Annotated in this window: 21 protein-coding genes; 2 read left to right on the top strand and 19 right to left on the bottom strand. The window is 40.5% G+C overall.

Features of this window, described 5'->3' with window-relative positions; genetic code table 11:
- Positions 1-44: 44 nt before the first annotated feature.
- From SD427_RS07690 to SD427_RS07660, 7 genes are all read right to left on the bottom strand, one after another.
- On the bottom strand, positions 45-1,001 hold the full coding sequence (locus SD427_RS07690; RefSeq protein WP_320560690.1) for a WG repeat-containing protein: 957 nt from the start codon (positions 999-1,001) through the stop codon (positions 45-47).
- Positions 1,002-1,088: 87 nt separating this feature from the next.
- A complete protein-coding gene (purB, locus tag SD427_RS07685) occupies positions 1,089-2,516 on the bottom strand; it encodes an adenylosuccinate lyase (RefSeq protein ID WP_320560689.1) in 1,428 nt (475 codons plus the stop codon).
- Between the two features lie 255 nt (positions 2,517-2,771).
- A complete protein-coding gene (gene bglX, locus SD427_RS07680) occupies positions 2,772-5,102 on the bottom strand; it encodes a beta-glucosidase BglX (RefSeq protein ID WP_320560688.1) in 2,331 nt (776 codons plus the stop codon).
- 84 nt (positions 5,103-5,186) lie between these two features.
- Positions 5,187-5,894: a prolyl oligopeptidase family serine peptidase gene (locus SD427_RS07675; RefSeq protein WP_320560687.1), complete on the bottom strand. Its 708-nt coding sequence runs from the start codon at positions 5,892-5,894 to the stop codon at positions 5,187-5,189.
- Positions 5,895-6,046: 152 nt separating this feature from the next.
- On the bottom strand, positions 6,047-7,432 hold the full coding sequence (locus tag SD427_RS07670; RefSeq protein ID WP_320560686.1) for a glucoamylase family protein: 1,386 nt from the start codon (positions 7,430-7,432) through the stop codon (positions 6,047-6,049).
- Between the two features lie 72 nt (positions 7,433-7,504).
- Positions 7,505-8,932 carry a RagB/SusD family nutrient uptake outer membrane protein gene (locus SD427_RS07665; protein WP_320560685.1) on the bottom strand — a complete coding sequence of 476 codons (1,428 nt, stop codon included), beginning with the start codon at positions 8,930-8,932 and terminating at the stop codon, positions 7,505-7,507.
- A gap of 10 nt (positions 8,933-8,942) precedes the next feature.
- Positions 8,943-11,756 carry a SusC/RagA family TonB-linked outer membrane protein gene (locus SD427_RS07660; protein WP_320560684.1) on the bottom strand — a complete coding sequence of 938 codons (2,814 nt, stop codon included), beginning with the start codon at positions 11,754-11,756 and terminating at the stop codon, positions 8,943-8,945.
- Between the two features lie 445 nt (positions 11,757-12,201).
- Here SD427_RS07660 and SD427_RS07655 point away from each other — a divergent pair, with 445 nt between their 5' ends.
- Together SD427_RS07655 and SD427_RS07650 are read left to right on the top strand one after the other, a co-directional pair.
- Complete coding sequence (locus SD427_RS07655; RefSeq protein WP_320560683.1) at positions 12,202-12,879, top strand: DUF4197 family protein; 678 nt, start codon at positions 12,202-12,204, stop codon at positions 12,877-12,879.
- A gap of 41 nt (positions 12,880-12,920) precedes the next feature.
- Entirely contained in the window at positions 12,921-13,226 is a 306-nt protein-coding gene (locus SD427_RS07650; RefSeq protein ID WP_320560682.1) for a DUF493 family protein, read from the top strand.
- Between the two features lie 53 nt (positions 13,227-13,279).
- On the opposite strand, the gene SD427_RS07645 is transcribed toward SD427_RS07650, so the two are convergent.
- The 12 genes from SD427_RS07645 to SD427_RS07590 all read right to left on the bottom strand — a co-directional run bounded on the left by SD427_RS07645 (position 13,280) and on the right by SD427_RS07590 (position 26,950).
- Entirely contained in the window at positions 13,280-13,630 is a 351-nt protein-coding gene (locus SD427_RS07645; RefSeq protein ID WP_320560681.1) for an ArsC/Spx/MgsR family protein, read from the bottom strand.
- Positions 13,631-13,739: 109 nt separating this feature from the next.
- Entirely contained in the window at positions 13,740-14,354 is a 615-nt protein-coding gene (locus SD427_RS07640; protein ID WP_320560680.1) for a deoxynucleoside kinase, read from the bottom strand.
- Positions 14,355-14,389: 35 nt separating this feature from the next.
- Positions 14,390-15,367, bottom strand: a complete 978-nt coding sequence (locus SD427_RS07635; RefSeq protein WP_320560679.1) for a hypothetical protein — start codon at positions 15,365-15,367, stop codon at positions 14,390-14,392.
- Between the two features lie 84 nt (positions 15,368-15,451).
- Positions 15,452-16,477, bottom strand: coding sequence for a glutaminyl-peptide cyclotransferase (locus tag SD427_RS07630; protein WP_320560678.1), 1,026 nt, complete (start codon positions 16,475-16,477; stop codon positions 15,452-15,454).
- A 23-nt stretch (positions 16,478-16,500) separates the two neighbouring features.
- The gene (locus tag SD427_RS07625; RefSeq protein WP_320560677.1) at positions 16,501-17,523 is read right to left on the bottom strand and encodes a glutaminyl-peptide cyclotransferase; all 1,023 of its coding nucleotides are present in this window, start codon (positions 17,521-17,523) and stop codon (positions 16,501-16,503) included.
- 152 nt (positions 17,524-17,675) lie between these two features.
- Positions 17,676-18,350: a DUF2490 domain-containing protein gene (locus tag SD427_RS07620; RefSeq protein ID WP_320560676.1), complete on the bottom strand. Its 675-nt coding sequence runs from the start codon at positions 18,348-18,350 to the stop codon at positions 17,676-17,678.
- Positions 18,351-18,556: 206 nt separating this feature from the next.
- Complete coding sequence (locus SD427_RS07615; RefSeq protein ID WP_320560675.1) at positions 18,557-19,006, bottom strand: VOC family protein; 450 nt, start codon at positions 19,004-19,006, stop codon at positions 18,557-18,559.
- A gap of 317 nt (positions 19,007-19,323) precedes the next feature.
- On the bottom strand, positions 19,324-19,695 hold the full coding sequence (locus tag SD427_RS07610) for a VOC family protein (RefSeq protein WP_320560674.1): 372 nt from the start codon (positions 19,693-19,695) through the stop codon (positions 19,324-19,326).
- Between the two features lie 62 nt (positions 19,696-19,757).
- A complete protein-coding gene (locus SD427_RS07605) occupies positions 19,758-20,228 on the bottom strand; it encodes a hypothetical protein (protein ID WP_320560673.1) in 471 nt (156 codons plus the stop codon).
- Between the two features lie 17 nt (positions 20,229-20,245).
- On the bottom strand, positions 20,246-20,461 hold the full coding sequence (locus tag SD427_RS07600; protein ID WP_320560672.1) for a hypothetical protein: 216 nt from the start codon (positions 20,459-20,461) through the stop codon (positions 20,246-20,248).
- Between the two features lie 29 nt (positions 20,462-20,490).
- Positions 20,491-20,946 carry a DUF1569 domain-containing protein gene (locus SD427_RS07595; RefSeq protein WP_320560671.1) on the bottom strand — a complete coding sequence of 152 codons (456 nt, stop codon included), beginning with the start codon at positions 20,944-20,946 and terminating at the stop codon, positions 20,491-20,493.
- Between the two features lie 124 nt (positions 20,947-21,070).
- Complete coding sequence (locus SD427_RS07590; RefSeq protein ID WP_320560670.1) at positions 21,071-26,950, bottom strand: alpha-2-macroglobulin family protein; 5,880 nt, start codon at positions 26,948-26,950, stop codon at positions 21,071-21,073.
- Positions 26,951-26,958: the final 8 nt, after the last annotated feature.

Here is a 26,958-nt window from a genome sequence, read left to right as displayed (position 1 = left end):
AAACAAGTACAGCTATACTTTCCTAAGTGAGTTTAATCCGGGTTTTATCTTAATTTATTCGGGTTATCCGGATGCTCTTTCTGATATTTTTCGGCTTCTTTTATTTGTTTTTTCAGCCATTTTTCAAAAGGAATTTTCTCATTGTCATATTCCAGAGCGAAGACATCTTTGCCGTCTTCTGAAACTAAAAATTTATAACCTGACAACCCTGCTTCCATTTTTCCGTAATCATAAGCGTATACCTGATAAAACGGGAAATTCCCTTTTGGCCGCTCAACAATTTCAAAGAATAATTTCTTTTCGTTTTCAGCTATTTTGTTGTAATGATTGACATAATTTATTTCTGAAAGCTTTTTATTGTATTTTTCAAAAAACTGAAGAATATTCTTCTCTTTTTCATTGTATCTGAATGGATAAGGGTAATATTTTCCGTCAATTTCAACCGTATTTTCAGATTTTGCCACAGGCTGAACAATTTCCCCTTTAAAATTCATTACGCCCCAGGTTCCGCCTACTATTGCTTTGTGCTCATCTTCGGTTTTTTCCCAATCGCAACCGTCACAGAATGCAGCATATCCATAATTAAAAGACGATGCAAAATCATGCTTAGCTTCAATTGCAATCGTCCCGTTCCGGTCTGCAAAACCGACCTTTCCGTTTTTAACAAACCTTCTTACGCCTTCTGAGAAATAATCAGCTCCATTATCATAGAAAAACGGCCTGTACAGAAAATTCCCTTTCCTGTCATACACATATCCCCAGGCATTTTTTTCTTTTATTTCATCTTTCTTAAAACCGTCGAAATAAATGGTTTCATCATCTATCCGTTCACGATTTCCCATATCTGAGAAAATCCTGAACTGAGCCGGAATGATGATTTTACCGTCCTGGTTTTTTACCCCGACCAGGGAATCCTCCGATATGAAATATTTTAAAACTTCTTTTTTTTGAGCAAAAGAAATCATCGGCGCCAATAAAAACGGTAAAAGTATTTTTTTCATTGAGATGAAATTATATTTTTAAACTTTATCAAAGATCTGATACTTTAATAAAATAAATATGCAGCCGAAAAGACTGCATATTGTTGATTATACTTTAAGATCTGCCTCCAAACCTATCAGATCCTTATTTGCGTCAATAATCGGCTGCACTTCATGGGCAATGAATTCTTCCGTCTGGATCGGTGCAAAACCGATAAAGTTTTTAGGATCCAAGACTTCTTTTAATTTCGATTTGTCTAATTTCAGCGAGTCGTCGTTTAAGATTCTTTCGATCAGGTCATTTTCCTTTCCTTCTTCTTTTACTTTTTTGGAAGCTTCCATGGAGTGAACCCTGATCACTTCGTGAATTTCCTGACGGTCACCGCCGGCTTTCACTTCTTCCATGATGATGTATTCCGTCGCCATGAAGGGAAGTTCTTCCATAATATGTTTGTTGATCCTGTTCGGATACACCACGATTCCGTTCATGATGTTGTTCCAGATCAGCAGGATGGCATCCACCGCTAAAAACGCCTGCGGAATGGTGAGCCTTTTGTTGGCAGAATCATCCAGTGTTCTTTCAAACCACTGTGTTGAAGCTACCATGGCCGAACTTGTGGTCAGAGACATTACATATTTTGCCAATGCCCCGATTCTTTCACTTCTCATCGGGTTACGCTTGTAGGCCATTGCCGATGAACCGATCTGGTTTTTCTCGAACGGCTCCTCAATTTCCTTAAGGTTCTGAAGCAGACGCAGATCGTTTGTGAATTTGTGTGCAGACTGGGCAATATTTCCTAATAAAGCCACTACTTTCGCATCAATTTTACGATCGTACGTCTGTCCGGAAACACCGAAAACCTTTTCAAAACCGAATCTTTTTGACAGTTCCTTATCCAGGTGTTTCACTTTTGAATAATCACCGTTAAAAAGCTCCAGAAAACTGGCAGCCGTTCCTGTCGTTCCTTTTACGCCTCTGAAACGCAGTGTTTCCAGGAAGAAATCAAGCTCTTCGATATCAAGAACCAGACTCTGTAACCAAAGGGTCGCTCTTTTTCCTACGGTCGTTAACTGAGCCGGCTGAAAATGTGTAAAGCCTAAAGTTGGCAGATCTTTATACTGGATGGCAAAATCAGAAAGATTTTTCATCACGTTAACCAGCTTTTTCTTTAAGATTAAAAGCCCGTCTCGGATCTGAATCAAGTCGGTGTTATCTCCTACAAATGCCGAAGTTGCTCCCAAATGGATAATTCCTTTTGCTGAAGGTGCCACGTCACCATAGGTGTGAACATGGGCCATGACATCATGACGGAATTTTTTCTCATACTCCGCTGCTTTATCATAATCGATGTTTTCTGCATTGGCTTTCAATTCAGCAATCTGCTCATCTGTGATGTCAAGCCCAAGGTCTTTTTCAATTTCAGCAAGAGCAATCCAAAGCTGTCTCCAAGTACGGAATTTGTTATTGTGTGAGAAATTAAATAACATTTCTTCACTGGAGTAGCGCTCTTCCAATGGATTTTTGTAGGAATTCATTCTTTCTTTACTTTTAGATGCACAAAAATACGGATTTTGGTTGAGAGAGAAAAATGCTTTTTTATGAAGGATTTCCTTGCGACAGCCTTTTCATAATGATCATTAATTAAACTTAACCTCTTTAAGAACCTGAACCCCTAACATCATGCACGGGCAAGAGATGCTGAAGTGGAAACGGAAGATGATATAACGGTTCCATATCATAAAAACAAGGCAGATAAAAAAGGCCACTCATCTCTGAGCGGCCTGTATGGATTATCTGGTCCAGTTGATTTTTGAATGTTTTACGTCTTCGGAACTGGTTCCGATCATGATATCAAATTCTCCTGGCTCCCAGTCGTATTTCAGGTCACCGTTATAGAATTTCAGATTTTCAGGCGTAATATCGAAGGTTACTTTTTTAGATTCCCCTTTTTTCAGCATTACTTTCTGGAATCCTTTCAGTTCTTTAACAGGCCTGGTGATGGTTCCCACCAAATCCCGGATGTACAGCTGCACCACCTCTGCCCCGTCATAATTTCCGGAATTCGTAACGGTTACGGATGCCTGAACAGCCTGGTTTCCTTTCGGATTGGCATTGGAAACCGTAAGATCCGAATAATTGAATTTCGTATAGCTCAATCCATAGCCAAACGGATACAGCGGCGTGTTGCACTCATCCATGTAATTGGAACGGAATCTCTGGTATTCGCATTTATCGGTCAGAGTCTGATCCAGCGGACGGCCTGTATTCTTGGCATTGTAATAAATCGGCACCTGCCCTAAGCTTCTCGGGAAGGTCATCGGAAGTTTTCCTGAAGGGTTTACTTTTCCGAAAAGAACATCTGCAACAGCGCTTCCTGCTTCTGATCCCGGGAACCAGGCATTCAGGATGGCATCAGGCGTATCTTTCACATTGGTTAGGGCCAATGGACGGCCGGTAAACAATACCATGGCAATCGGTTTCCCGGTTTTTTTCAGTTCGTTCAGCAAGTCTACCTGAGACTGTGGAATGGTGATTTCGGTTCTTGATGAAGATTCACCGCTCATTTCCGCAGATTCCCCGATAGCCAGGACGATAACATCCGCTTTATTGGCAATGTCCACTGCTTCTTTTAATAACGCTTCTTTGGAGCGATTGTCCCTGTCGGTTTTTTTCCCGTGCGCGGCGTAGATTTCTTCCAGTTTAGCATCATAATCGATATTGGCACCTTTGGCAGACAGGAATTTCACCTCTTTGCCATAATTTGCCTGAAGGCCCTGCATCAGATTGACGGAAATAGCATGTTTTGTTGCCACGCTCCAGGTTCCGGCCATGTTCATTGAGTTATTCACCAACGGGCCGATTACGGCAACGGTCCCTGATTTTTTCAAGGGCAGCACCTGCTTATCATTTTTCATCAGTACCATCGACTGGGCAGCAGTGCTTCTCGCGATGTTGCGGTTTTCCATGCTGTAGACTTCTTTTGCCGCTAACTTGGCATCACCATGCTTATATGGATTATCGAATAGGCCCAAATCATATTTTGATTCCAGAACCCTTCTGGCGGCCATATCAATTTCCGCCTGGGTTACTTTTCCTTCGGCTAAAGATTTTTTTAACGTGGTTAAAAACCCCTCACCTACCATGTCCATGTCAACCCCTGCTTTCAGAGCCAATGCGGAAACCTGCTGAAGGTCTCCCATTCCGTGATCCACCATTTCATTGATTCCGGTATAATCGGTTACAACGAAGCCTTTGAATTTCCACTGGTTCCTCAGTACTTCCGTCTGAAGCCATCTGCTTCCGGTTGCGGGCACCCCGTCCACTTCATTGAAAGAAGCCATTACTGAAGCCACCCCTGCGTCAACAGCGGCTTTGTAAGGCGGAAAATATTCATTGAACATTCTTACGTGGCTCATATCCACCGTATTATAATCCCTTCCCGCTTCCCCGGCTCCGTATAAAGCAAAGTGTTTAACGCAGGCCAAGATATTGGTTCCGTTGGCAAGGTCTTTCCCTTGGTAACCGTACACCATATTCTTCGCAATCTCGCTGCCTAAATAAGGATCTTCGCCGGAACCTTCGGAAACCCTTCCCCATCTCGGTTCGCGGGAAATATCCACCATCGGAGAAAACGTCCAGTTGATTCCGTCTGCCGCCGCTTCTTTAGCCGCTACTCTGGCGGACTGCTGAACGAGGTTCATATCCCATGAAGCGGCCAATCCCAATGGAATCGGGAAAGTGGTTTCATACCCGTGGATCACGTCCATCCCGAAAATCAAAGGAATCTTCAGGCGGCTGTTTTCAACGGCTACTTTCTGTACGGCTTTGATTTTCTCCGCACCTTTTATATTGAACAGTCCACCGACTAATCCCTGCTCCACTTTTTTGCCGATGTCTGAACTTTTTGCCAGTCCGGTGGTAAAATCGCCTGAACTTGGGAGGTTCAGCTGTCCGATTTTTTCATCTAAGGTCATTTTAGACAAAAGATTATCCACAAAGGCTTTCTTTTTAGCCTGATAATTAGCCGTCTGGTAAGACTGAACGGGTTTATTGACCATTTCCTGTGCGGAAAATACCGGAGCAAGTGCCAGAGTGGCGATTACAATTAATTTTTTACGCATAACTTCTTCATTTTTTAAGGAATTCGTGAATCTTCGATTTCATAAATCCATCTTCTTAATTATATTTCTATTTGTTATTTTATTTTACTTTTCTTTTCGTTTACCCAGCATCCATTCATACAATGCAGGATTTGAATAGGTGGAATCCCAGGAATTGTGGTTATCGTTCGGGAAAATGGTTAATTCTGCGGTTGGGTTTACCGGATGAAGTGCCTGATAAAAATTCAAAGCATTTTCGGGTAGAACCACATCGTCCATACCGCCGTGAAAGATTTTCATCGGCAGATTTTTATACTGATCGATGTTGGCATACATCACCCGGTCTGTAGGAGCGCACACCGAAACGACGGCCGCAAACATTTCAGGATGTTCCATAGCCAGTTTCAGGGTTCCCCAGCCGCCCATGGAAAGCCCGGTAAGGTAAATCCTGGAAGCATCGATTTTATACTTCGCCTGGATTTCTTTAATCAGGTTGTAGACCGTTACGGTATCCCACCACATATTTTCCGGGCACTGCGGCGCTAAAATCGCTACCGGTTCTTTGATCAGATTTTTGTAGGTGAACGGACTGTGTGCCTTTACGATTTCAAGGTTATTCCCTCTTTCGCCTGATCCGTGCAGGAATACGATCAAAGGAACATTTCCTTTGGTTTTCTGGGGATAATCTAAGATATAGGAAATTTTTTCCTGTCTTTTTACTTCTTTATTGAGTTCTGCTTTGATTTCCTGGGCATTCAGGCTTAAGGAAAACGGAAGAAACAGAAGAGGTATGAATTGCAGTCTGAGTTTCATATGAGCATTTTTGTTAATTAGCCCCGATTGCAGCATCTGTCTGAGCTCATTTTTCTTTGAAAAAGAAAAATAGCGAGTGCGGAAAGCGGGAACCAGCTTCAAATTTATAAAAATCTACAGGTTATCCGGTAGGATGAACCGACTTATACAAATTATTTAATATTGTATCTGGAAGAGGTAAAGCTTAATTTCTTCAGTCCCTGCTGGATTTCAGGAGCATTCATAAACAGCTTCCATAAAAATCCGGTACGGTAATTTTCGATCATCGGGGCAATGGTTCCCTGGTCGATCGCCAGATACCTTGGGGTAGTCCAGTTGTTATAATGGATGGATGTTGCGTCATACGGCCCTGCGGAACCGATAAATTCAGGCTTCTGCGTGTAGATAAACCTTAAGAAATCCATGGATTCTTTCGGTGTGTACGGAAAGCTGCTCAGCGCGGCCGTCGGCGTAATTATTCCATGATCATTTTGCGGAAAATGGGCATCATAGCCTGCACTGCCGTCTTTGTTCCTTGAATAACCCGCTGTCAGTCCCCAATAATCGGGGCCGTACCCTTTCCATTGTTTTGGGTTTTCCATGCAGTACCGGTAATCGATCAAGACCTGGTTTTTGTTTAAATCAAAATAGTTTTTTATTAATTTATCGGATAGACCGGTCGGATCCAGACCGATGTAAGAATAATGCGCCCAGAACAGCGGACCCCCATATTCTTCCGCGCCATTGTGTTTTACGTACATCGGAAGCCCGTATTTTTCCTTATCTGAAAGATAAGTCCCGTTTCTGGTCCAGCCTTTATAATAGGTTTCTGCATCAATGGAATAAGTGGGCGAAGATGCTGCCAGAATGTAGGTAATCAGGCATTCGTTATATCCCTGAAGCGGAAAATTCATTTCCCACGCGTAATCCGGCGACCAGTGCCAGTACAGGACTTTTTCGCCTCCTTTGGTGTACCAGTTCCACTGAATCCCTTTCCAGAGTTCATCGCACTTTTTGGCCAAGGCTTTTTCCTGGGCATTTCCGTTTTTAAAATATTCCCGGACCATCAATATGCCTGACGTCAGGAATGCGGTTTCCACAAGATCGCCACCATTGTCTTTTTTGCCGAAAGGAACGGTTTTCCCGGTCTCCCCATTGATCCAATGCGACCATGCTCCTTTGTGGCGGTCTGCTTTTGCCAGGAAATCCATCATGCCGGTCAATCGTTTTACCGCTTCTTTCCTCGGAACGAATCCTCTCTCCACACCAACTAAGATGGTCGCCAGTCCGAATCCTGAACCTCCTGTCGTCACCACATGTTTATCATTATCCGGATAGATGTTGTCTTCATGATAGCGTTCCCTTCCCAATAATGAATTGGGTTCTGCATATTCCCAGAAATACTTAAGGGCTTCTTTCTGGACTTTGTCCATAAGCTGGTTGTCAGTGATGTTACTTTGTACGGCTGATGATCGGGAAGTATCGGGTTTGACCTGGGTGTTTTTGCAGGAGCCTGCAAGAAGCGATATTGCGGTAATTGACAGTATAATCCTTTTCATGAAATCTTTTTTTAAACAGAATACTAAAAGAAGAGGAGAACTTTCATTCTCCTCTAAAATTATATAAAATTTTTAGTAGCCGGGGTTTTGGGTTAAAACACCGCTACTCTGTGTAATTGAATTAAATGGGATTGGGAAGACTTCATTTTTCCCGGCCTTAAATCCATATGGTGCTAGAACCGTAGCTGCCTGGCCTGTCCTTACCAAGTCCACAAAACGATCACCTTCCATAGCAAGCTCTACTCTACGTTCTTTCCAAATAGCCGTTTTTAATGCAGACTGTGTTGCAGCCGTTGTTACTGCTAAACCAGCTCTTGTTCTAACCCTGTTGAGATTAGTGACAGCTACTGCCGTATTTCCTAACTCATTAGCTGCTTCAGCATTAATCAGAAGGATTTCTGCAAAACGTAGTATTCTGATGTTTTGAATAGATCCATACGACCCGCAATTGTTGTCGTTAAGAGATTTTGGAACATACACTTTCTGATTCCACATATTACCGGCCTGGGGATCTCCTTTTTTAATTAAATCACCTTCCAAAGTGGTTTCTCCTTCCCTGAGGATAGTTAATTCTTTACGAATATCACCGGTTTCAAAAGCTGACTCTAAAGCTGATGTAGGTGTAAAGAAACCCCATCCAAACTGATTCCTTACCCCTTGTACTTCAGCATATTGACTTCCGCCAAACTGTGTAGAACACTGACAATTTACCTCAATTACAGATTCTGTCCCGAATTCTCCTGCAGGACGAAATAAATGATTGAAATCAGGATCTAAACCATATCCCATTGCCATAACCTGATTTGATGTATCGTATGCTTTTTGCCAATCTTTTTTGTATAAATATACTTTAGACAATAATCCTAACGCTCCGCCTTTGGTAACTCTTCCTAATTCCGAAGCACCATAAGACTGTGGCAAAACAGCTGCAGCACTGACAAGATCGGATATAATGAAGTTATATACTTCTTCCACAGATTTTCTTGGACTCTTATAGTTTCCGTCTGCAGGGAGTCCATCAAAGATTGGAACGCCTCCATATATCCTGACTAAATTAAAGTAGAAATATGCACGTAGCATCTTTGCTTCAGCAACAAGTCTAGTTTTAAGTGTAGCGTCCATATTAATATTAGGAACATTGGTAATCACCTGATTGCATCTGTTTACAAATTGCCATTGGCCAATCCAATATCCTTCTACACCTGAGTCACTTGCTGTATAGGTGAACTGATCATATGCATTTATAAAAGAAGCATCTCCGGGGTTTGATCCCTTCTCAACATCATCAGCAGGAACTCCGAAAACGAATTGAGCAGGAAATGCCGAGTTCTCCCAACTTCTAAGAGCCGAATAAATAGCATTGGTTGCCCGAACTGCATCATCCTGAGTAGTGAAAAATGCTTCCGCCTTAGTTCTGTTTGGCTGCTCGACGTCAAGATATTCATCTTTACATCCCACTAATAAAGCAATTAATGTTATTGATAAAAATATTTTTTTCATGATTTTCTAATTAAAAAGTTAAGTTCATACCAAATGTATAAATTGCAGATAAAGGATATATATTATTATCAATACCCATCTGAACCCTATCTGTATTGTTAATCTCCGGTGAGAATCCTTTATATTTGAAACTTGTCCATGGGTTTTGTGCACTTACATACAATCTCACTCTGTTGAAATTAGGCAATTTCGAAAAGCCTTTCGGTAAAGTATATCCTACCTGAATGTTTCTGATACGGAAATATCCTCCATCTTCTACATAAAAGCTACTTGGTAAGATAACAGACTGGTTATTGGTCACCATAGAATATGAATTGGATGTACCTGCACCATGCCATCTGTTGTTATAAAAATCTAAATCCCAGCTCTCATTACCATACCGCTGTTCTCTGTTGTAATTATAAATTTTATTTCCAAAAACACCCTGGAAATCTATAGCAAAATCAAAATCCGAAACATTCATATTAACTCCGAATCCATAAGTCCCCTTTGGAACCGGACTTCCTAAGAACGTTTTGTCTTTTTCATCAATAACTCCATTACCATCCTGATCCACAAATTTGAACCATCCTGCCTTCGCTCCTGTCTGTCCGGATGCTGCAGCTTCAGCATTAGTCTGGAATACTCCTGCAACCTCATATCCATAATAAGAACCTACCGGCTGACCAGCCTGTAATCTTACAATCTGATTACCAAAAAGACTGGCTCCTGCATTAGCATATGAGCCTCCAAAAACTGAAGTAATTTCATTTTTAAGTGATGTGAAATTTCCATAAACACCTATTCTTACCTTCTCTGATAGTTTTTTATCATAATTAAAAGATAATTCTACCCCTTTATTCTTAAAAGAAAATGCATTGGTAATATAACTGTTCCAGTTTGACGCCCCTGAAACAGTTCCCTGAACGATACCGTACACAACATCTTTAGTATCCTTATCAAAATAGGTCGCTTCAAATTTCAAACTGTTGTTAAGAAATGCCATCTCTACACCAAAATCTTTACCTGTTGTAATTTCCCAGCTGATAGAAGTGTCTATGAAATTATCTATCGTAGCTGCAGGAGATCCTGTGGAGCCAAAGTAAGCACCTGAATTTATATTAGAAGCAAATAAAGTATAGGCACCGTTCTGTACGTTAGGATTACCTGTTCTACCCCAGCTCCCTCTAAGTTTAAGAAGATTGAAGATATTCTGATTGCTCATAAATCCTTCTTTTGAAACGATCCATCCTGCACTAACAGATGGGAAAACTTCATTTCTGTTCTGGTTGAAGTTTGAAGATCCATCTCTACGGATAGATCCGTTAAGCAGGTATTTTCCTGCATAATCATAATTAACTCTTCCGAAGAAAGACTGTATTCTGCTTAATCTTGGAACAACATCTCTGGAAGCATCAAACATTCCAACTTCAAAAACATTGGTCCCGTTTGCGATATCGAGAGAGCCATTGGTCCCGTCATAATTAACATTGGAAGCATTTCTGTATATCTGATTGTAATAATTCTGTGTCCTGGAAAAACCTGCAAGAATATCAAAATTATGATTGCCAAAATTTTTTCTCCAGTTTAATGTATTGTCCCAAACATAATCTCTGTTTTTGGAGTCTCTTGTTATAAGACCGGAAATACTAGGCTGAGGAATATAAGTAATTGCCGGCGTATATTCGTAAAGATTAGAATTAAGATTATCATTAGTCAAACTACTCCTGAGAGTAAAATCTTTTAGAAACTTAACTTCTGCCCAAACATTATTCAATAATCTCTGCTGTCTGTTTTGAGATCTGAATAGATCCAATTGTGCACGTGGGTTGTTAACAGTAACTAATGTAAAGTATTGATAGGTACCTGATGAAGGATCTATAGGATAGTATACAGGAGGAGCATTATAAGCATTCAGCAATGGATTATTTGCTGCATTGGTTACTATTTTAGAAAATGTAAAATTATCGCCAATGGTAAGGAAATCAGTAATTTTATAACTCAAGTTAGCCTTAGCGGTAAACCTTTTGAAATTACTTCCGGAGTTAATGCCTTTTCCTGCATCCAGATTACCTTCATCCTGCAAATAGCCCACACTTCCGTAATAATTTAATTTACCAACGGTTCCTGAGGCAGAAAAATCATTTGAATTGATTGAACTCGGACGGAAAACTTCCTTAAACCAATTGGTATCAGCAGGAAAGTTGGCCCTGGAAATAGATCCGGCACTAGATCCGTTATCATTCATAAGCTTCTCATTGTGCAATTCTATATACTGATCTGCATTTACCATTTTCGGAATATTTGTTACGGTTTTAATCCCGAGGTAAGAATTGAAATTAAAGGTAGGCTTTTTTCCTCTGCCGCTTTTGGTTTTTATAATAACAGCACCATTTCCGGCCTGGGCACCATAGATCGCCAAACTGGACGGATCTTTCAGAATGCTCATCGATTCTATATCCTGAGGATTCAGAAATGAAATATCTGTAGTAATAGATCCATCAACAATAAATACCGTACTTCCTGTTATAGAACCAATACCCCTGATATCTACCCTTGGTGATGCTCCAGGCGTTCCGGAATTGAAAATCTGAACACCAGATGCCTTTCCCTGCACAGAACTTAATGGATTTGCATTGGGTTTGTCAGCTAAATCTTTTGCCGAGATAACCCCAATACTCCCTGTTACATTCTCTTTTTTTTGTGTACCATATCCCACAAGCACCACCTCTTCAATTTTCTGTTCCTTGGCAACAGTATCTCCGGGTGTAGTCTGCGCATTGACGTTCATACCGAAGTAGAGAACAGCAATGAGACATGAATACTTTAAATCACTTTGTTTCATATAGTTTAATTTTATTCGTACAATCAATCTGAGAAGAAATTAATCTTTACATGCTTTTTTGTTAACAATAACTTATTCTCAAAAAAAGACATTGTTCAAAATTATAAAAATATCTTTAATAATGTTAATTTCACTTAATTATTTTATATTGATTTTTAAGCAAAAAATATTTAGTCAAATGGCAACCATATCTTTTGAATTTTAAATAATTATCAACAATAACTCTAATTTTGAATAGAATCAGATATTAATTAAGCGTATGGGTCATTAACTGGAAGTTGGAACCAATTATTTACTTATCATAAAATTTATTAATATCTATTAAAATTGAATCCTAAACATGATCCATATCGAAATATTAACATTATTTTAAAATTTGTTAAAATAATTTTTGTACTTACATTTGGTTCGGTATTTGAAAATATATAAAGTTTAACCAAGATCAATGAAAAAATACATTATTGCTGCTGCCCTTGTAATGGGAACAGGAGCTGTTATCCATACCACCATGCAATCCTGCAGTACTTTAGCGACAACTGATGTCGGCCTTTCGATTATTAAGCGGTTCCTTTTGAACGGGATTGAAAAAGGGGTAAATATCTACAGCAACAAAGATACGTTCCTGCAGAATAATATGGTAGACAAAGCACTTCCGAAACAGCTGAGGGAAATCAATGCCTTGCTGGAAAAAGTGGCACCGGCACTCGTTGCCAAAGAAAGGGCATATATTGCAGATGCAGCCGTTTATACGGTTAACATTTCAAAGCCGATTTTAGTTAATGCAGTCAACAGTTTAAATGCACAGGATGTCACAAGGATTATTCAGGGAGAAAAAGGCACGGCCACCCGGATCCTGAAAGAGAAAACAGCCCAGCAGCTGGTATTGGCCATTACACCGAAAGTGGACGAGCAGCTGAACCAGTACGGGATTGTTAAAAGTATCAACACCGCTCTGGCCGGAGGAAATCTTTTAGGCAGCCTCTTGGGTGGAAATAAAACGACGGTAAGTGCAGGAAGCCTTAGCCAGCTGGCCTCCGAGCAGTTAGTCAACGGAATGTTTAACATTATTGAGAATTACGAAGTCGAAAATTCAAAGTCGCTTTTAGGGCCGCTTGGAAAATAGAAAAATCTTCAGTATATTTAAATTATATTTAAAATTTGTAAATGGACATATTACAGGGAAACCAGCATGCGAATCCTGAGGATTTTTATAATTCCTTGAAGGAGAAACTGGAGGATCATCATGATTTTCCGGAGGATTATTTATTTAAATTTATCATTCCGACTGATCAGGCAAAACTGACCGAAATTTATAAGGTTTTCGACGGTATTAAATTTACTTTGGGAAACCGCGAGAGCAAAAACGGCAAATATACGGCATGCAACATCAATGCATTTGTTCTGGACGCCGATCAGGTCATCGTTATTTATAAAGAAGTGGCAAAAATAGAAGGTGTCATTTTACTATAGAACATAAAAAGTCAGCATTACTGCTGACTTTTTTATTTACTTTCAGTAACTGATTATTTTTCAATAAAGAATTTTACGTTTTCAATCGGCCTTCCCAGCATGGCTACGGAACCTTTAACAAGGATCGGTCTCTGGATCAGGGAAGGATTTTCAGATAAAACTTTGATCCACTCTTCTTCAGACAGGTTTTTATTGGCAAATTTTTCCATATACAATCTTTCGGACTTCCTGATGATATGGGAAACATCCTGATTCATCTTCTTTAAAAGTGTTTTAATTTCCGGTTCACTCAGCGGTTCTTCCATAAAATTAATCATTTCAAACGGAACCCCGTTTTCATCAAGGTATTCCAAAACCGCATTGGATTTTGAACAACTGCCATTATGTAAAACTTTTACTAACATATTATTCTATTCTATATCATTCAATTGGATCTAATAACGGATCTGCTCTGTTGGTTTACTGTAAAGTTAAGAAAAGAAGGATAAACCAACAGCATGTTACATCTGTTTTCTAAAACAGGCCGTTCAGCTCCCCTTCTATTTTTTCCAGGATAAATCCGAAATCCTCGGGCTTCTCAACGAAATCCAGATTGTCTACTTCAATAATCAGCAGTTTGCCTTCGGTATAATCTGAAATCCATCTTTCATATTTCTGGTTGAGCTTGGAAAGGTATTCAATGCTGATGGAGGCTTCATATTCCCTTCCTCTTTTATAAATTTTCTTTACCAGGTTGGGCACGTCAGATTTAAGGTAAATCAAAAGATCGGGTGCCGAGATGAATGATTTCATCAGGCTGAAAACCGCTATATAATTGTTGAAGTCCCTCTCGGAGAGCAGCTTCATATCATTCAGGTTTTCTGCAAAGATGTGGGCATCTTCATAGATGGTACGGTCCTGGATGATATTTTTTCCGCTTTCCCGGATTTCCTTTACCTGGCGGAACCGGCTTCCCAGGAAGTAGATCTGCAGGGCAAAGCTCCATTTGCTCATATCTGCATAGAAATCTTCCAGATAAGGATTGTGGTCCACGTCTTCAAACTGGGCATCCCAGCCGTAATGTTTTGAAAGCATAGTCGTCAGTGTCGTTTTGCCTGCGCCGATGTTTCCTGTAACTGCAATATGCATATTTTTACCTTACTATTATAAATGTTGATGAATACTTAAACGCTGGCAGACTGTACCTCCGAAGAATCTTCAATCAGTTTCTGCAGTGAACTTTCTGCAGGGTTTTCACTTTCAATCTCTTCTGTTTTTTTCTCCAGTTTCCCTTCCGGGCTGTCAGGTTCTGCAGGCTTTATTTCTGACCGTTCCACATCCTGTACGGTATCTTTCCGCTTGGGGTCAGGCTCAGTCTGAAGGCTGTCCTCCTGCTTATTTTCCAGGCTGTAAAGATAAAGTTTGTTGGCTTTGATTTCAAAATAAGAAAGCGTGTTTTTATCCACAATCCGCGCATCGGGATTGCTAAAAACCGTTACCAGTTCTTTTTCCGGAATGTATTTTACCACCGAATTGTCGGTGATGATCAATACCGCTTCATTTTCTCTCCTGAAACGTTTTCCGTTTTCTATACCGGCTTCAAAAACCTTTTCGAACTTAAACGTATAGACCCGGATCTGTTTTTTCGTCAGGATATACACTTTGTTTTCATACACCAAAAGATCAGACAATTCATCAAAGCTTGCGTCAAAAGGGTAAGAATTGATGATGGTCTCATTCCGGAAATTATACTGGATCAGCCGTTTAGTACTGTCATCCAGCAGCCACAGCTGCTGCAGGTCTTCGGCATAAGCCATTTTGATAAAGCCGAACTTATGCTTAAAATCCACTTTCTGGATTTCATTCATGTTCTGGTCTATGAATTTCATTTCCTGGGCATTTTCAGAAAACAGGGCAACCGTTAACGGGTTCTGCACAGACTGTACTTTATAAGGGACCGTAAGCATCATCTGCCCCAGCTGCTTTCCCAGGGAATCATACTTGGTCAGGCTGAAATCTTTGTTTTTATAGATGTACAGGTTCCCGTAATCGTCGGCCAGCATATCTTTGGCTTCCTTGAGTTTAAGCGTGTCCAAAGGAAGCATATTCTGTGCAGATAATGAACAGAAAAGCAGTATGAATATTAAATGTAGTATTTTCAACTTATTTTACTAAAGCGCCCCATCCGGGAACGCTGCCAATTTACTTATTTTTTGTATACAACGAAAGGGGATCATTAATTTTAACTATCTGACTGCCACTTCATAAATCTTCGGCCAGTTTTTTCCGGTTACCAGCATATGATCTCCTTTGAAAGCTATCCCGTTTAAAACATGTTCACTGTTATTTTTGGTATGTTCTTCTGTAATTTTTGTAAAATCAAACCTGCCCGTTACCTCTCCGGTTCCTGGATCTATCTTTAAGATATAGGGCTGATGCCAGACGTTCGCGTAAATAAACCCGTTATGGTATTCCAGTTCATTGATCTGGTTGTAAATATTCTTATTCCCGCCCACAGAAACCTTTTTTACAACTTTGGAAGGGTTATCCGCATCTAAATAATACAGATCGTTTGAACCGGTATCCGCAATCAGGTTTTTCCCGTCATATGTCAGCCCCCAGCCTTCCCAGAACTCATCAGGTAAAGGAAATTCTGAGATTTTCTTAAATGTATTTTTATCGTAAACAAACCCGGTTTTACTCTGATAGGTCAGCTGGTAAATTTTATCACCTGCCATGGCGCAGCCTTCTGAAAAAATTTCCGGAGCCTGTTTTTCAGAAAGAGAAGGAACGGTACTTCCCAGGGTATATCTTATCAATCTGGATTCACCTTTCAATCCGGTACTTTCATATACCGTATTTCCGTCAATAAAAAAGCCTTCCACAAAATTTTCAGGATCGTGGGGATATTCCGCGACGATTTCGTACGCGATGCCCTGTTCAGGATTTTTTGTAAAGACGTTAATGGTTGCGTCCTGCTTCAAAGTTCCGCCATCTTTCATTTTGATGTTGAACGTCACCTCATTATTTCCAAACTCAAAAAACTTTGGATCAACTGCCAAAACGGAAGTCTCCCGGTTCCCAAAACTGATGGATATACTTTCTGCCCGGTCAGCTACCTCTTTCGGGATCTTTATTTTATCCCCGAAACGGTACCCTTTTTCCTCCATGGAATGATTATAATCCGCCAAATCATCCAGTATTTTCCTATCATTTTTACAGGAGGACAGCAATAGAACTGCGGCAAAACCTGTGATCAGACTTTTCTTCACGTACACTCTAATTAAGCCGGAAATTATTTAACGGCCACCTCATAAATTTTCGGCCAGTTCTTTCCGGTTACCAGCATATTCTCCCCTTTAAAGGCAATTCCGTTCAGCACATCATCGCTTCCTTTCGTATTCTGCTTCGCGATCTCCGTAAAATCGAAAGTCCCCACCACTTCTCCGTTGGACGGATTAATTTTCAGGACAATCGGCTTCTGCCATACGTTGGCATAAATAAATCCGTTATGGTATTCCAGTTCATTCAGCTGGTCATAGATCTGCGAGCTTCCCGCTACAGCAATGTACTTTATCAGTTTGGAAGGATCTGCAGGGTCAAGGAAATACAAAAGCTTGCTTCCGTCTGATGCAATCAGGTTCTTCCCGTCATAGGTAAGCCCCCAGCCTTCTCCCAATACATTAGGATAAGCAAACTCAGACAACAGCTTCAGTGAATTTTTATCATAAACATATCCTTTTTTGCTCTGCCAGGTCAGCTGGTATACTTTATCCCCAACAATTGTGCTTCCTTCGGAAAAATCCTGCTGCCCCTGCTTGGTTGAGGCCAGAGGTGTGGTTGTCCCCAGTGTATATTTCAGGATCTGTGAAGAGCCGTTCTGCCCGTCGCTTTCATAGATCGTGTTGCCTTCTACCTGAAAACCCTGCACGAAATTTTTAGGGTCATGGGGATATTCCGCCACGATTTCATAGGCAATACCCTTTTCAGGATTTTTTGCGAAAACATTGATAGTGGCATCCTGGGTAAGGGTTTCCCCGCCTTTTGTTTTGATGTTGAATGTTACGGCATTGTCTCCCAAAGTGAAAAATTTAGGATCAACGGTAAGATTTGAGGTTTCCTTGTCTCCGAAACTGATGGAGATACTCTCCGCATCGCCGGTCACCTCCTCCGGTAACGCCAGCTTATCCCCGAAATGGTAGCCTTTCTGTTCCATGGAGTTGTTGTAATCTGCCAGAGAATCCAGAATTTTTTTATCATTTTTACAGGCCGCCAGCAACAGAATTGCGGCAAATCCCGCTATAATATTTTTTTTCATTGAATTTTTTAAAATAATTTCCCCAAAATTAGTAAAATTTTATTGCCTACTGCCTATTTCTGAAAGATGTTGGTAAAATTGTAACCGGCCTGTGGCAGCAACTCTATGCCTATGGCACCATCACATGACCGGATACAGGTTAAGCCGCGCTTTTAATCCTTTGTAAACGGGATATCGTTATAAAAAGCGATCTGGACCTGTCCGCGGTTTTTATTTTCCTGAATCTGGTTCATATAGCCGGCCTCGATCCTCATATTTTTATTAATGACATAGCCCAGTGCCCCGTATACCCTGTTCCTGTCGAAAACCGGACTGTCAAGATGGAGAAATATTTCATTGTAAGCCGATGCATATATTGTTTTGGGCTTCATCTCTTTATTGCTGATCGGAATATTGAATCCCAGGTAATACCTGAACCTCATCCTGAAACCTTCATCAAGAAACCGTTCTTCCAGACGGTGCCGGTGCTGGATATTGAAACGCCCGAACTTCTGTTTGGTAATATACTGCTGGAAAATCCTGTGCTCGGTATTTTCAGTTTTTTCACCGTTTTCATACGGCTTGCCTAAGATGAAACCATAGCCCAGCAAAACGTTATTGTTGTCTTCCGTAAGGTCATACCCGATCCCTGTACGTACCATAAGCTGCTCCATATCACCCAGTGCATCAAAACTCCTGTACTGGAACTCATTGGTCAGATTCAGTTTTTTACTGATTTTATTATTTCCGTAATACATATACCATGCCCCGAGATCACTTTTCTGAGCCTGTAAAAACGGGGCACCCAGCATAATAATGCCTAAAGCGAATGATTTTATGATTTTCATTTCCTGTAATTTTATTATCAATATCTATTAAATAATTAAATTCAATACCGATTATCAATAATACGCAAAATTATTTTTTTACCGAAACAGAAAGAACGCAATGTTCAGGTCATTCGATAACGGATTTTAATTAACTTCAGGTTATTAAAACTGAAAGCCGGCAGAATATCCTGCCGGCTGTAATCTCATGTATGAATGATTAAAAATTACGGATGTTCCTGTGCTTTTGCAGGATCATCATAATTAACCATCCAGTTGATTCCGAACTGATCCGTAAACATTCCGAAATAAGCACCCCAGAACGTATCTTCCATAGGCATGGTTATGATTCCGCCTTGAGAAAGGCCGTTGAACAGCCGGTCCGCTTCTTCTTTTGAATCCGCATTAATTGAGATTGAGAAATTGTTTCCCTGCTGATGACGGGAACCCCATTCCCCGCCCGTATCACTTCCCAACAGCATGGTTTCACCGGAGATTGGAAGCGTAATGTGCATGATTTTGTTTTTATCTTCATCAGGAATTTCTTTGCCGTCCGCCGGAGGCATTTCCCCGAACGTTCCTACGTAAGGATACTCACCTCCGAAAACCGATTTATAAAAATCGAAAGCTTCCCTGCAGTTTCCGTTGAATGTCAAATATACGTTTACCGTTGCCATAGTTTTATTTTGTTTTTTTGTTTAAAGTTTATTTTTTATCCAGAATTTGATCAGCTTTTTAATGAACCGTAAAGATTTACAGAAGGGTAATTAATTTGATTTTCCCCTGAAATGAGCTTAAATGACAGAATCCGCCTGACACTTAAGATCGCTTAGCTCCCTTTTAAATTCAGCTGAAAGTATAATTTCCAGCAGGCCAATGCGATTGCACAGATCTGAACATCAATAGAGAACCTGCTGAACCTGCGAGCATATATTCTTGAATAAGATGTAAATCTGCTGTAAAAATGTAAAATTATTATTCTTAAACAGGCTGATTATCTGTGCTGATCGATTAAAATCATATTGCCATCCGGATCTTTCAGATAAATATGTTCCGGCCCGGATGTGGTTTCATCGGCTTCTTTCTGAAGCTCCACGCCCTGTTCCTTTAAATGCCTCTGAATGTCCCGGACATCTTCAAAAACCTCCATATTTTGGGCATTCTGGTCCCAGCCAGGATTGAATGTGAGCATATTCCCGTCAAACATCGCCTGAAAAAGCCCGATGATATGATCCCCGTTTTTCATGATCACATAATTCTGGTCCATGGCTCCGCCCATTTCACTAAACCCTAATTTCTCATAGAAATCCTTGGATTTCTGAAGGTCTTTAACACTTAAACTGATTGAAAATGCGCCTAATTTCATACTTGCTTTATTTGAATGAATATGATATGAATATCATCTTTTATAGAAAGTTCCGTACATGATTACTGGTTTTTAATCCTGGTTTTAAAATCCAGCGTGCCATCATAACTCTTCCAGTCACCGATCAGGTCTATGTACTGGGCATCTACTTTCTGTGTTTCCCTGTTCCACCTGAACGTGTAGATAAACTTACCCTTGAAAATACCGGAATGCTTTCCCTTACTTTCTTCCGCCAGTTCATATTCGCCGTAGACCGTCCCTTTTTTGCCGGCATCCCTGTATTTTGTAATGGCCAGCTTACCTTCGAACTTTGTATAGTTTTGGTCCACCAGCGTATATCCTGAAACGAAATATTCCTGGTCATTTTTTTTGTTCTGCTCGGAAATATTGATCTTGAGCCTGATTTCCTGCCCTTTACCGCCGATGGTTCCGGTGTAGGCTTTGCTGTTGTTCAGCCATACCTGTGAAATATCCGGCATCTGTGCTGTTATAAAGCCGGAAATGAAAATAAAGAGTAATAAGAGTTTTTTCATATATTATAATTAAGTTTTTATTTAAGTGCCACTTTAGAGATATCCGTCGGAACAAAATTAGCCCACCAGACCTCAAATTCCGGATTTCCGGCGTAGTTTTTCCACTTCCCTCTGAATGTCACGCCGCCTTTGCTGTCTTTTGACGTTTTTTTAAGAGTCTGAATTCTCAGCTTACCTATAAATATCCCGGTATTTTCGCCTGATGCAGCTTCTTTCTTGCATGCTAAAATCATAAACACCAGCAGGGTATTCTATATACGGATCATACGCCAAATTGCGTCAGATGATGGTTCAGGTGTTTTGCGAACATATTGCTCCACTCCTGCGCTTTCAGTTTCCCGAATGAAAAAGATTCTTTTCCGTCAAAAGCAGAAGCGCCCAGCTGCTGTGTTTTCTGGATGAATCCAATCAGGCGTTTCTTTTCGTCCGCAAAAACTTTCCTTTCCTTGATAAGAAACTGTGGAGACGTAGGCCCGTTCTGCGCGTATGCTTTCCCGCCCACTACCTTAGGCTTTACAAATGTTTTCAGGATAAATTTTGCAATCGCTCCCGGCTTTTTGTGCTTTTCTGGTTCATAGACCATTTCATAGGATACATTACAGTGCGCCAGCATCTGATCAACGGTCATCTTTCCCCACAATCCTTCTGTTTCAGGGGTAAGCTTATTTATTCTGTCGATATAATGCTGAGCTGCTTTCGCCTCAAAAACATTTTCCATAGTTTGATTATCTGATTGTAAAAAGCAAATATATCAGTTTTTTCTGATCATTATCAAACATGCATTCAAAAAAAAGCTCCCCACAGATAGTGAGGAGCTCCGGTTTAATTACTTATTGTATTTATCATTCCGCGATCCGGACATTCATCCCTCTGGTATGCGCATTCATCTGAGGCGCGTAATAGTTCTGGATGGTAGTGATCCCGTTTGAAAAACTTCCGGAAGCATTGGCTATCACATCATATTCAAACACATATTTTCCTTTCGGCATCTGCTCAATATAAAAATTGGTGGATGCATCTTTCGCCGACTGATAATAGGCTAAATTATTCTTCCACTGATAGCCGGAAAGTACATCCAAAGGCTCAAACCCTGCGGCTCTCATATCCTTGATGTGGATAAATTCCATCGGACGGTCTGTATTAAGGATCATTCTTATCGTAATTTTATCCCCGATTTTCAGCGGAGTTTCCGGTGAGATTTTCTGTAATTCCTCTCCGTTTACCGTTTTTACTTTTCTGTAAAGTTCTTTTGTTACGGAAAGGTAATTTTCAGAAGACGGTATTTTATCCAGGTCTTCATAATACTGCCAGAATAATCCGCCCTGCACAATTCCGGGTCCCGGTTTTATTACAGTGACTGTAGCCAGGCTTTTATCCACGAGATCAGTTTTTACCGTAGATTTCACATAACCTGTTGCCTGGGTTTCCGGTTTCAGTTCTTTTCCGCCCCAGATGACGGTTGCCTTGTCACTTTCTGTGCCGGTCCAGGATTTCCCTGCATTCAAGATGGTGAAGATCACCTCAGCCGTGCCTCTTGAACTTCCCCAGGAATTCACTTCTTTCTGTGTAATCAGCCAGATCTTCATGTCTTCAACAAATTTCTGATCATTGGGTTTAAGTTTGTTGAATGCTTCCAGAGCGCCGGCCTGATTCACCACTTTTGAGCTGAACCATCCCCAGCCGTCCAGGTTCTGCTTCCAGTAGACACCTTGGGTTTTTGAATCAACGGAAGTTTCTTTTAAATAATTCAGCATTTTATCCGAAACTTCTTTTAAACCGTAACGCTCCATCAGTAAGGCCATCCGGTGCAGTCCGAAAAACGTAAAATCGGTTAGCTTAGCTGTTTTTGCCTTCTGTTTTACGGAAGCTTTTAAAGCTGCGCCTTTTCCTTTCAGAGGATACTGCTTTTCCCAGTAGTTCCTTGTGTCCAGGTAATCGATCACGGTGTTATTCCAGACATTTGCTTTTTTTATATCATAGTAATTATTAATTCCACTGTCAATATACTGGACCAATTGTGCCACCAATTCATCCTGTTCATTATTCTGATATTCCTTAACATTTTCTTTTAACCATGAATTAATCCTGCCCAGGTTTTTCAGAATATACAGCGATGTGGAATATGAACTCGGATACCCCTGGTACCAGGAAAACCCGCCATCCGGATTCTGCAGTTTTTTGAAATCGTCCCAATCCTGAGTGATCGAATTTTTCATGGTATTGGCATCAAAAAGTAAAGCTAATTTTGTCATCTGCTCCTGTTCATTTCTGCTTTCCAGCACCCATGGCGTCTCTTCCAACAACAACTGCTTCAGTTCCTGGTTTTTCTCCAGATTTGAATTCAGTAATCCTTTGTTCTGGTATTCTTCAAAAACGGTTTTCATTTTAGGATTTGCTCTGAAAATTTCCGAAGCCAGCACATCGGCAAACCATTTATTAAAGATTACATCGGCAGAATTGTTCTGGTCGTTTTTCAGGCTTGGAAGTGCAAACATCATCTCCCAGATCGGATTGGTCGTCAGCTCCAGCGTATGGGAAACATTTGAAACAGTTGCGGAATTGGTATTCTTAAGGTTTTCCAGTTCGAACGTTTTTGTTTCGCCCTCTTTTACGAAAACCGGAACGGCATCGGTTACCAGCATCCTGTTCGGCAATACGGCAATGGCCTGCTGTTCGCCGTCAGAATACCGTCCTGCCTTTGCCACTACCTTTAAAATGATAGAGGAAACGTTATCAGGGACTTTCAGTTTCCAGGTTAATGCTGAGTTTCCGTTTTCATCAAGCTCAAAATTCTGAATGCCTGATGCTAAGCCAAACCGGGAGGAAATATCTTCATTGGTAAACGCGTCTAAAATCTGCAGGCTTGCCGAACCGCTTAACTTTTTACGGGTCAGGTTTGACAGTTTTGACTGAAGATTCAGCTCATCGCCTTCCCTTAAAAATCTCGGATAGTTCGGTGTCACAGAAAATTCTTTCTGCGTCACCACTTCTTTTTCCAATGTTGCTGCCCTCGCATCTTTGGTATGCGCCAGGAACATCAGCTTCCATTTGGTCAGTGCTTCCGGAGAAGTGAACTCAAAGCTTACATTGCCTTCTGCATCGGTTTTTAAATCCGGATAGAAAAAGGCGGTTTCGTTTAGATTCTGGCGTATCTGGACATTTTGCAACGTGTTTTTATCATTAACAGTTATTAATCCTTTGTTTTCCTGATTAATAAGTTGTCTCCCTGAATCCAAAATATCTATTGCTTCATCATCCATTCTTGCAGAATTAACTTTCATTTCTGACGCAGCCATCGGAGCAGGAAGCGCAGCAGTCCGAATCTTTACTCCTGCGACTTTACCACTAAGACTTCTTTGCAAAGCCGAATAAGATATATCATTATCAAACCAATTAAAAGATGGAACTTCAACCTGCTGATTATCAAAATACGCCAGTCTCTTCTGATAATATTTCTGAAGCAGATACTGCCTGATGTCATATGACGTTACCATTGACATAGGCGTATAGAGACTGCTCCAGTTAAAATCGTTTTTTGCAAACTTATCCAGGGACAGATCATACATATTGGCCAAGACTTCAGCGCTTATTTTCTCTTTTTTATTCCCAAGTACTTTTACCGACCATTTTTCTTTTGAACCCGGTTCTACTTTATCTCTGAACGTAACCGTTTCAATTCTTAAAGGTCCTTCTGAATTTTTTATAACAAGGTTTACAGATTCGGTCTGTACATCATTAAATGCGACCAACTGGAACTGTAGGTTTAAGGCTGAAACGTTCTTATCTTCAGGGATATCAACGGAATATTCCAGAACGCCGTTTTTAAATTCCCGGACCTCGAAAACTGTTTTTCCTGAACCGTCCTGAATGAAAACATTTACCAGAGCATCCGGAACTGCAGAATACACATACACCACAGCTTTTTCGCCTCTCGAAAATTCTTTTTTGGCCTCTACAACCGTAAGGAATGTTTTTTGCGAAGCATTTAAAGCTTTTTTATTCCACACACTGAAATTACGGGAAGTTTTTATCGTGTCCCTGCCTTCAATGTTATAAAGTTCGAGCCTGTAATCTCCGGATTCCAGTTTTCCGAGATCAAGAGATTCTTCATTCTGCTTTGTACCGTCCATAATAACCGTTGAAATTTTCCGGTTTTCAACTTCATCATTTTTATCATAGCAATCATGCGGAAATCTGCGGATAAATTCTTCTTCTGAGAATTGCGGCAGATCCTGAACTTCCGTCCCGAAATTATTCCTGAAAATCCTTGCCTGCGATTCAAGTTTTGAAAGTCTCACCTGATACGGTTTTTTAAGAACCTGTTCATTATAATTCTTCGTTTCAACTTTTATTTTTATATTTTCACCGGAGAAAACATTCTTGATCTCATCCGCTTCAATATAATGTGAAACCGAGGCCACCTTCAGCTCCGTATCTGCTGTCTGGGTTTCCCCGTTAATATCCGTTACAGAGGCATTGACTAAATAATTGTCAATCTGGATTCCCTCTAATTTTTCATCCTTTTTAAGATCCAGCCTGATGATGAACTCTCCTTTACCGTTGGTTCTTGCTTCCCCTAAAATAGAGTTTTCCTGATCATCATTATCTCCCTGCGGATAACTGTTGAAATACCTCCAGCGGATATTATGTTTTTTAATTTCGTAATTTACTGCAGTATTGCTTAAAGCAATTCCTGAATACGTCATTACCTTCCCTTTCAGTTCAATGGTCTGGCCGTATCTGTATTCATCTTTTACAGGCTCAAAAGTAACTTCAAATTTCGGCCTCTTGTATTCTTCAACCCGGATATTCTTATATCCCTGTGTTTCGTCATCGGTTTTTAAAGAAAACATTCCGTTCAGTTTTCTTTTCGGAAGAATAAAGCTGCCGTGGTAAGAACCGAACTCACTGGAGGTGAAGTTTTGTACAGACACTTCCTGCCCGTTTGCATCCGTTAAGGTAATTTTCTGTTTTAATCCTGCCACTACAGATTCTGTTTCCTTATTAAGTTTTGTATTGATGACCTTAAAATAAACCGTCTGTCCGGGCCTGTAGATGGCACGGTCTGTAAAAATCTGGGCCTTCACCCGCGTTTCTTTCGGACTGTAACTGTTGATCTGCCTGTCTCCGGAAACCTGCATGATCTGGAAATCATTGGTTTTTGGCTGGCGGATTAAAAAAGTCCTGTAATAGTCTTTGTTTACCGTCGATGGAAATTTAAACGCCCCTTTATCATCTGTTTTTCCTTCCGTTTTGCTCAAAATTTTACCCGCAAATTCATAAAAGGTAAGACGTTCATCAATCACAGGTTTTCCGTTTTCACTGTTGACCAGTTTCAGTTCATTGGCTAACGGGTTCCGCTCTGTTTTGGTCTGATAAATCACTTTATTGCCAGACACCAGAAAGTAAAAATCCTTTTCTGCTTCCGCATCTTTTTCACTGATCCCGGCCACAGCATATTCTGCAAGATAAATCCCGGGTGGAAGGGGTTTGATTTCGAGGGATGTTTTATGGGTCCGGTAATCTTTAGGATCATCCAGCGTGTAAGTTTCTTTTTTTACCAGATTTTTTTTGATCTTCGCAAACGGATTGGGATAAGGATTCTGTACATATTGCAGAAATACAGACAGATCTTCTTTCACCTCATAAAGCGTGACTGAAAAAGAAGAAACATTTTTACGTTCCGCTACGAAGTGAACCGGAAGGTTGCTCTGGGTCTGCTGTTCATATGTTATATTCAGGGACGGGCTGGTAATCTCATCTTCCTTATTTTTTATGTTCCTGATAAAAGGAGATTCCGGATATTTTATTTTTGCCTGGTTTATGATCCCAATGGCTTCTTTTTCTTTGTTTTTTGAAATCAGTTCATCTATCACATCATTCATCACCATTACTTTATAATCACCCTCCGTTTCGGATGCCAGAAGGGTCTGAAGCTGTTTTAGCCTGTCTGTGCAGCGGTTGAAGTCACAGTTATCCTGCAGTTTCCTGTGCATGAAATACAATCTCGGGTTTCCGGTATTCTGTGAAATCAGTCCGTCATAGATGGCATTTACCTTAGTGCGCTGTTCTTCCAGTTCATTTTTGGTAAAAAGACCGTTGTTGGTGAGAAATGTAATTTTCTTTGTGAGGTACCAGTCTTCCAAAGTTGGGAAGTAGGAAATATAATCATTATCAGAAAAAACGTCTTTGTACTTCTTTAAATAAATTTTTTTCATTTCTGCCTGCTGCCGGTCGAGCTCCAGATAATTCTGGGTCAGATAATTCTTAAAATCAAGCCGGCTCCAGGTCTCGATCCGGGAAATATCCCGGGAACTGATATTCGTCCTGCTGTTGATTTCCCATGAATGCTCTGCATAATAATCCAGAAAAAAACTGGTCAGCAGAACATCATAGACTACTTTATCATCTCCTTTTATCTGCCTGCCGACATTCTGAAGTTTCCCGAACAGTGCGCTTACCGAATTATTTTTATCATCATCCGCAGTCTGGTTTACTATACTGAATTCTGCCTTCAAAGACTGGATCAGCTGTACAACATTATTATCTTTCATCGCTTGTTTCTGTATATCTGCAATGATGGGAAGATTGGATTTATAAACTCCTTTCTGATAATTTGCAGATACTTTTTTCCACTGTTCATCATAATATTTTTGTGCAAAAACCCCTGAAACATTCAACAGCAGAAGCAAAAGCACAAAAATCTTTGAAAATCTTTTCATATGTGTTA

The sequence above is a fragment of the Chryseobacterium sp. JJR-5R genome (assembly GCF_034047335.1).
GTDB lineage: Bacteria > Bacteroidota > Bacteroidia > Flavobacteriales > Weeksellaceae > Chryseobacterium.
This window is presented reverse-complemented; position numbering and strand designations above follow the sequence as displayed.